At 71.6% G+C, this 7,421-nt stretch carries 7 protein-coding genes; 4 read left to right on the forward strand and 3 right to left on the reverse strand.

What is annotated here, in order from left to right:
- Positions 1 to 99: 99 nt before the first annotated feature.
- Complete coding sequence (locus tag ACIQZN_RS15720; protein ID WP_403993107.1) at positions 100 to 774, forward strand: FadR/GntR family transcriptional regulator; 675 nt, start codon at positions 100 to 102, stop codon at positions 772 to 774.
- Between the two features lie 9 nt (positions 775 to 783).
- Here the strand turns inward: ACIQZN_RS15720 and ACIQZN_RS15725 are convergent, their stop codons facing one another.
- The 3 genes from ACIQZN_RS15725 to fabG all read right to left on the reverse strand — a co-directional run bounded on the left by ACIQZN_RS15725 (position 784) and on the right by fabG (position 2,829).
- Positions 784 to 1,164 (reverse strand): hypothetical protein, encoded by a 381-nt coding sequence (locus tag ACIQZN_RS15725; RefSeq protein ID WP_403993110.1) that lies wholly within the window; start codon positions 1,162 to 1,164, stop codon positions 784 to 786.
- A gap of 172 nt (positions 1,165 to 1,336) precedes the next feature.
- Positions 1,337 to 2,104, reverse strand: a complete 768-nt coding sequence (fabI, locus tag ACIQZN_RS15730) for an enoyl-ACP reductase FabI (protein WP_403993113.1) — start codon at positions 2,102 to 2,104, stop codon at positions 1,337 to 1,339.
- A 5-nt stretch (positions 2,105 to 2,109) separates the two neighbouring features.
- Positions 2,110 to 2,829, reverse strand: a complete 720-nt coding sequence (gene fabG, locus ACIQZN_RS15735) for a 3-oxoacyl-[acyl-carrier-protein] reductase (RefSeq protein ID WP_164401203.1) — start codon at positions 2,827 to 2,829, stop codon at positions 2,110 to 2,112.
- Between the two features lie 222 nt (positions 2,830 to 3,051).
- On the opposite strand from fabG, the gene ACIQZN_RS15740 reads away from it, so the two are divergent.
- Genes ACIQZN_RS15740 through tyrS form a run of 3 tightly spaced genes read left to right on the forward strand, consistent with a single transcriptional unit; the run spans position 3,052 to position 7,285 of the window.
- The gene (locus ACIQZN_RS15740; RefSeq protein ID WP_403993116.1) at positions 3,052 to 4,575 is read left to right on the forward strand and encodes a TldD/PmbA family protein; all 1,524 of its coding nucleotides are present in this window, start codon (positions 3,052 to 3,054) and stop codon (positions 4,573 to 4,575) included.
- The gene (locus tag ACIQZN_RS15745; protein ID WP_403993119.1) at positions 4,572 to 5,966 is read left to right on the forward strand and encodes a metallopeptidase TldD-related protein; all 1,395 of its coding nucleotides are present in this window, start codon (positions 4,572 to 4,574) and stop codon (positions 5,964 to 5,966) included. Before ACIQZN_RS15740 ends, ACIQZN_RS15745 begins: the two co-directional genes overlap by 4 nt.
- A 50-nt stretch (positions 5,967 to 6,016) precedes the next feature.
- Positions 6,017 to 7,285: a tyrosine--tRNA ligase gene (tyrS, locus tag ACIQZN_RS15750; RefSeq protein ID WP_403993122.1), complete on the forward strand. Its 1,269-nt coding sequence runs from the start codon at positions 6,017 to 6,019 to the stop codon at positions 7,283 to 7,285.
- Positions 7,286 to 7,421: the final 136 nt, after the last annotated feature.

The raw sequence follows: 7,421 nt of genomic DNA on the forward strand, positions 1-7,421 counted from the left end.
GGATGATTGGTTGTCCATTCCCGTCCGCCCGCCGGACCCCGAGAAGATCCGGACCCTGAGAAGATCCGGGCCCATGAGCAGTTGCGACCGAGGAGCACCATGGCGCTGACGTCCCCGAGGCGTTCGGCACTCGCCGACCAGGTGATTGCCCAGCTGAGGAACCAGATCACCACGGGCGAGTGGCCGGTGGGTTCCCGCATCCCGACCGAACCCGAGCTGGTGGAGCAGCTGGGGGTGGCCCGTAACACCGTCCGTGAGGCGGTCCGGGCGCTCGCGCACAACGGGCTGCTGGACATCCGGCAGGGCTCGGGCACCTATGTGGTCGCCACCAGTGAGCTGGCCGGGGTGATGCACCGGCGGTTCGCCTCGGCGGACCCGCGCCACATCGCGGAGCTCCGGTCGACCCTGGAGTCCTCGGCGGCGCGGCTCGCGGCGGTCCGGCGCACCGAGCGGGACCTGAAGCAGCTGGACGCGCTGATGCGGCGGCGCGAGGAGACCTGGGCGGCCGGTGACGCGGAGGCGTTCGTGGCCGCCGACGCGACGCTGCACCTGGCCGTGGTGGCCGCTTCCCACAACGACGTGCTGACGGGGCTCTACGCGGACCTGGGCGACCTGCTGCGGGACTACCTGCGCGGCGACGTCGGCCAGGAGTTGCGGCCGGAGAACCACATGGACCACAGCCGCCTGGTCGAGGCGATCCGGGCGGGCGACGCGGAGACGGCGGCGACGGAGGCCGCGAGCCACGCCTTCAACTGCCTGGCGGACCGGGTCTAGGCCTGGCCGTTAGGCCCTGGGCGCCGCGCTGTGGGTGACCCAGGCGGAGGCGACTTCCTTCCAGCAGCGGTCGGCCAGGCGCACCGTGCTCCCCGGTGCGACGGTGACCGGCTTGGAGTCCGCGTCCACGTCCCACCAGCGGGCGCACTCGGTGTGCAGCTGGACGCGGTCGGCCGAGGGGTACGGGTTGTGGCAGAAGGCGACGACCCGGGAGCCCTCGACCGACGTACGGCACTCGGAGCCGGCGGGTTCGGGGCTGGGCGCGGGCGGGGCGGCCGCACCGGCGGCTCCGACGTGCCCGGCGGCGTACAGACCGGCCGGGACGAGCAGCGCGGCGATGACCGCGCCGGAGGCCAGCAGGGATCGGGTTCGGCGAGGTGTGCGACGCACAGCGATCTCCTCCCCTGCGGCCGGAAGTCCGGTTCCTCCACATTCTGCGGTGGATCGTCCGGCTTTTCGACCTGAGCGCCGCCGAGGCGTACGCCTGGGGGAGAAACGACCGCGCACCGCCTCCGAAGGACTCCGGGGACGGTGCGCGGTCGTTTCGTACGGGACCGGGAGGTCAGGCGCCCATCATGTGCACGCCGCTGTCGACGTGGATGATCTCGCCGGTGGTCCGCGGGAAGAAGTCGGAGAGCAGCGCGACGATGCCGCGGCCGGCCGGCTCCGGGTCCTTCATGTCCCAGGCGAGCGGCGCGCGGGTGTTCCACACGTCGGCGAGCTCACCGAAGCCCGGGATGGACTTGGCGGCCATGGAGCCGATCGGTCCGGCCGAGATCAGGTTGCAGCGGATGCCGTCCGGGCCCAGGTAGCGGGCCAGGTAGCGGGAGGTGGCCTCCAGGGCGGCCTTGGCCGGGCCCATCCAGTCGTACTGCGGCCAGGCGAACTGCGCGTCGAAGGTGAGGCCGACGATCGAGCCGCCCTCGCTCATCAGCGGCTTGCAGGCCATGGCGAGCGACTTCAGCGAGAACGCCGAGACGTGCATCGCCGTGGAGACCGACTCGAACGGGGTGTTGAGGAAGTTGCCGCCGAGCGCGTCCTGCGGCGCGAAGCCGATGGAGTGCACGACGCCGTCCAGCGAGCCCAGCTCGTCGCGGACCAGGCCGGCGAGGCGGTCCAGGTGCTCCTGGTTGGTCACGTCCAGCTCGATGACCTTGGCGGGCTTGGGGAGCTTCTTGGCGATGCGCTCGGTCAGCGTGGGCCGCGGGAACGCGGTCAGGATGACCTCCGCGCCCTGCTCCTGCGCCACCTTGGCGGCGTGGAACGCGATGGACGACTCCATCAGCACACCCGTGATGAGGATGCGCTTGCCGTCGAGAATTCCGCTCATGGTGATCAGTGACCCATGCCCAATCCGCCGTCAACGGGGATGACGGCTCCAGTGATGTACGACGCGTCGTCGGAGGCGAGGAAGCGCACCGCGGCGGCGATCTCCTCGGGCTGCGCGTAGCGCGCGAGCGGCACCTGGGCCACGATGCCCTTGCGCTGCTCCTCGGTGAGCACCTGCGTCATGTCGGTGTCCACGAAGCCGGGCGCGACGACGTTGAAAGTGATGTTCCGCGAGCCGAGCTCGCGCGCCAGGGACCGGGCGAATCCGACCAGACCGGCCTTGGACGCCGCGTAGTTGGCCTGGCCGGCCGAGCCGAGGAGGCCGACGACCGAGGAGATCAGGACGACGCGGCCCTTCTTGGCGCGCAGCATGCCGCGGTTGGCGCGCTTGACGACCCGGAAGGTGCCGGTGAGGTTGGTGTCGAGGACGGACGTGAAGTCCTCCTCGGACATGCGCATCAGCAACTGGTCCTTGGTGATACCGGCGTTGGCGACCAGCACCTCCACGTTGCCGTGCTTCTCCTCGATCTCCTTGTAGCCCTGCTCCACCTGCTCGGGGTCCGTGATGTCGCAACGGACCGCGAGAACACCGGCTTCGATGAGCTCGGCAGGCGGCTCGCCGGAACGATAGGTGATCGCGACCTTGTCGCCGTTGTCGGCGAAAGCGCGGGCGATGGCGAGGCCGATGCCCCGGTTTCCTCCGGTGACGAGAACCGAGCGGCTCAACGGATCACCCTTTCGTTAGCGGTCTGGTACCTCGGAAACCTATCGGTACCGTCCGCGCGGCGGAGAATCGGCCCCTGACAGCGCCTTTGGCCGGGCACTGTCGGGTTCCTACAGTCCGAGGTCCGGACCGGCCCGGGGAAATCGTCCGCTACGGGACGTGGGCCGTGCTTCACTGCCTCGTAAACGATCCCTGGGTATGTGACCGCGAAGGAGAGGCCGCCCGTGCCCCATGAGGTAGATCAGTCGTTCCTGGCGCTTCCGCTACGGGCTCTCGCCGACGCGGCGCTCGCCCGGGCGCGGGCGCTCGGGGCGGCGCACGCCGACTTCCGGTTCGAGCGGGTGCGCAGTGCGACCTGGCGGCTGCGGGACGCCCGGCCCGCCGGGGGGTCCGACACCACCGACCTCGGTTACGCGGTCCGGGTCGTGCACGGCGGGGCCTGGGGGTTCGCCTCGGGCGTCGATCTGACGATGGACGCGGCGGCGCGGGTGGCCTCGCAGGCCGTCGCGATGGCGAAGCTGTCGGCGAAGGTGATCGCGGCGGCGGGTTCCGACGAGAAGGTGGAGCTGGCGGACGAGCCCTCGCACGGGGAGCGCACCTGGGTCTCGGCGTACGAGGTCGACCCCTTCGACGTACCGGCCGGGGAGAAGGCCGGACTGCTCGCCGAGTGGAGCGCGCGGCTGCTGGCGGCCGAGGGCGTGGCGCATGTGGACGCCTCGCTGATGGCCGTGCACGAGAACAAGTTCTACGCGGACACGGCGGGCACGGTCACCACCCAGCAGCGGGTCCGGCTGCACCCGGAGTTCACGGCCGTGGCGGTGGACTCCGCGACCGGCGAGTTCGACTCGATGCGCACCATCGCGCCGCCGGTGGGGCGCGGCTGGGAGTACCTGACCGGGACCGGCTGGGACTGGGCCGGTGAGCTGGAGCGCATCCCCGGGCTGCTGGCCGAGAAGATGCGGGCGCCGAGCGTGGAGGCGGGGACGTACGACCTGGTCGTCGACCCGTCCAACCTGTGGCTGACGATCCACGAGTCGATCGGCCACGCCACGGAGCTGGACCGGGCGCTGGGTTACGAGGCGGCCTACGCGGGAACGTCGTTCGCCACGTTCGACCAGCTGGGCAAGCTGGCGTACGGCTCGCCCGTGATGAACGTGACGGGCGACCGCACCGCCGAGCACGGGCTCGCGACGATCGGCTACGACGACGAGGGCGTCGAGGCGCAGTCCTGGGACCTGGTGAAGGACGGGACGCTGGTGGGCTACCAGACGGACCGCCGCATCGCGAAGCTCACCGGCCTGGGCCGGTCCAACGGGTGCGCCTACGCGGACTCCCCCGGCCATGTCCCCGTACAGCGCATGGCGAATGTGTCGTTGCGGCCGGATCCGGGCGGGCTCTCCACGGAGGACCTGATCGGCGGGGTGGAGCGCGGGATCTACGTGGTCGGGGACCGGTCGTGGTCCATTGATATGCAAAGGTACAACTTTCAATTTACCGGGCAGCGGTTCTTCCGCATCGAGAACGGCAGGCTGGCCGGGCAGCTGCGCGATGTCGCGTACCAGGCGACGACCACGGACTTCTGGGGCTCGATGGAGAAGGTCGGCGGACCGCAGACGTATGTGCTGGGCGGCGCCTTCAACTGCGGCAAGGCCCAGCCAGGCCAGGTCGCGGCGGTCTCGCACGGCTGCCCCTCGGCCCTGTTCCGGGGCGTGAACATCCTTAACACGACGCAGGAGGCCGGGCGATGAGCCGCGTCAGCAAGCCGTACGAGATCGTCGAGCGGGCGCTCGAACTGTCTACCGCCGACGGCTGCGTGGTCATCGCGGACGAGGAGTCGTCGGCCAATCTCCGCTGGGCCGGCAACGCGCTGACCACCAACGGGGTGACCCGGGGCCGGACCCTGACCGTCGTCGCCACGGTCGACGGCGCCGAGGGCACCGCGTCCGGTGTGGTGTCCCGGGCCGCCGTCACCGCCGACGACCTGGAGCCGCTGGTCCGGGCCGCCGAGGCCGCCGCGCGCTCCGCGGGACCGGCCGAGGACGCCCAGCCGCTGGTCACCGGGGTGCCCGCGTCGCCCGACTTCACGGACGCGCCCGCCGAGACGGACTCCGAGGTGTTCGCCGCGTTCGCGCCGGCCCTCGGGGACGCCTTCGCCCGGGCCCGGGCCGGGGGGCGCGAGCTGTACGGCTTCGCCCACCACCAGATGACCTCCACCTACCTGGGCACCTCCACGGGGCTGCGGCTGCGCCACGACCAGCCGAACGGCACGCTGGAGCTGAACGCCAAGTCGCCCGACCGCACCCGTTCCGCCTGGGCGGGCCGCTCCACGCGGGACTTCAAGGACGTCGACCCGGCCGAGCTGGACGCGGAGCTGGCGCGGCGGCTCGGCTGGGCGGAGCGCCGGATCGAGCTGCCCGCCGGGCGGTACGAGACGCTGCTGCCGCCGACCGCGGTCGCCGACCTGCTGATCTACCAGCTCTGGTCCTCCACGGCGCGGGACGCGGCGGAGGGCCGGACGGTGTTCTCCAAGCCGGGCGGCGGTACCCGGCTCGGCGAGACGCTGTCCCCGCTGCCGCTGACCCTGCGCAGCGATCCGCACGCGCCGGGCCTGGAGTCGGCCCCCTTCGTCATCGCCCACTCCTCCGGCGACGGCGGCTCGGTCTTCGACAACGGGCTGCCGCTGGCCCGGACGGACTGGATCGCCGACGGCCGCCTGGAGCGGCTGACGACGACCCGGCACACCGCGGCCCTGACGGAGCAGCCGCTCGCCCCGGCGATCGACAACCTCCTCCTGGAGGGCGGGGGCGAACGGTCGCTGGAGGAGATGGTCGCCGCGACGACCGGCCGCGCGCTGCTGCTGACCTGCCTCTGGTACATCCGCGAGGTGGACCCGGCCACGCTGCTGCTGACCGGGCTGACCCGGGACGGGGTCTATCTGGTGGAGGACGGCGAGGTGGTGGGCGAGGTGAACAACTTCCGGTTCAACGAGTCCCCCGTCGACCTGCTGTCCCGGGCCAGCGAGGCGGGCCGCACCGAGAAGACGCTGCCGCGCGAGTGGGGCGACTGGTTCACCCGGGCCGCGATGCCCGCGCTGCGCATCCCGGACTTCAATATGAGCTCGGTCAGCCGGGGCGTCTGACCCGCCTAGACTGGCTCGTACAACTCACTGCCGTAAGGAGCACAGGAACCGTGACGGACATCGTCGACGAGCTGAAGTGGCGCGGGCTGTTCGCCCAGTCCACCGACGAGGACGCATTGCGCAAGGCTCTCGCGGACGGTCCCGTCACCTTCTATTGCGGGTTCGACCCGACCGCGGCGAGTCTGCACGTGGGTCACCTGGTGCAGGTGCTCACCGTGCGCCGGCTGCAGCAGGCCGGGCACCGGCCGCTCGCCCTGGTCGGCGGGGCCACCGGCCAGATCGGTGACCCGCGGCCGACGGCCGAGCGGACGCTGAACGCCCCGGAGACGGTCGCGGACTGGGTGACGCGACTGCGTTCCCAGATCGAGCCGTTCCTCTCCTTCGAGGGCGAGAACGCCGCGGTGATGGTGAACAACCTCGACTGGACCGCGGGCCTGTCCGCGATCGAGTTCCTGCGGGACATCGGCAAGCACTTCCGGGTCAACAAGATGCTGACCAAGGACTCGGTCGCCCGCCGGCTGGAGTCCCAGGAGGGCATCAGCTACACGGAGTTCAGCTACCAGCTGCTGCAGGGCATGGACTTCCTGGAGCTGTACCGCCGCTACGGCTGCACCCTCCAGCAGGGCGGCAGCGACCAGTGGGGCAACCTCACCGCGGGCATCGACCTGATCCACCGCCTGGAGCCGGGTGCCGAGGTGCACGCACTGGCCACGCCGCTCATGGTGAAGGCGGACGGCACCAAGTTCGGCAAGTCCGAGAGCGGGGCCGTCTGGCTCGACCCGGAGATGACGACGCCGTACGCGTTCTACCAGTTCTGGCTGAACGTGGACGACCGGGACATCTCGCGCTACATGCGCATCCTCAGCTTCCGGACCCCGGCCGAGTTGGAGGAGCTGGAGAAGGTCACGGAGGAGCGCCCGCAGGCGCGGACGGCGCAGCGCGCGCTGGCCGAGGAGCTGACGACGCTCGTCCACGGGGCGGACCAGTGCGCCGCGGTCGTCGCCGCGTCGAAGGCCCTGTTCGGCCAGGGTGAGCTCGGCGAGCTGGACGAGGCGACGCTGAGCGCCGCCCTGTCCGAGGTGCCGCACGCCCGGGTCACCGAGCTGGGCCCGCTGGTGGACCTCCTGGTGGAGGCCGGTCTGGCGCCGAGCAAGTCGGGGGCGCGGCGCACGGTCAAGGAGGGCGGCGCGTACGTGAACAACGTGAAGGCCGTCGACGGCGAGGCGGCCCCGGCCCGCGAGGAGCTGCTGCACGGGCGCTGGCTGGTGCTGCGCCGGGGCAAGAAGAACCTGGCGGCGATCGAGGTCACGGCCGGCTGAGCCGTACGCGTACGCCTTGAACGGAGAAGCGGGCGGGGCCCGCCCCCCCCCCCCGGGGCGGGGGCGGGGCCGGCCGGGGGAGGGGGGGGCGACAGGGGGGGGTCGGGGTGGGCCCCCCCCGGCCCCCCCCCAAAAG

Origin of the sequence: Streptomyces sp. NPDC097595 (assembly GCF_044761525.1) — a bacterium.
GTDB classification, from domain to species: domain Bacteria; phylum Actinomycetota; class Actinomycetes; order Streptomycetales; family Streptomycetaceae; genus Streptomyces; species Streptomyces drozdowiczii_A.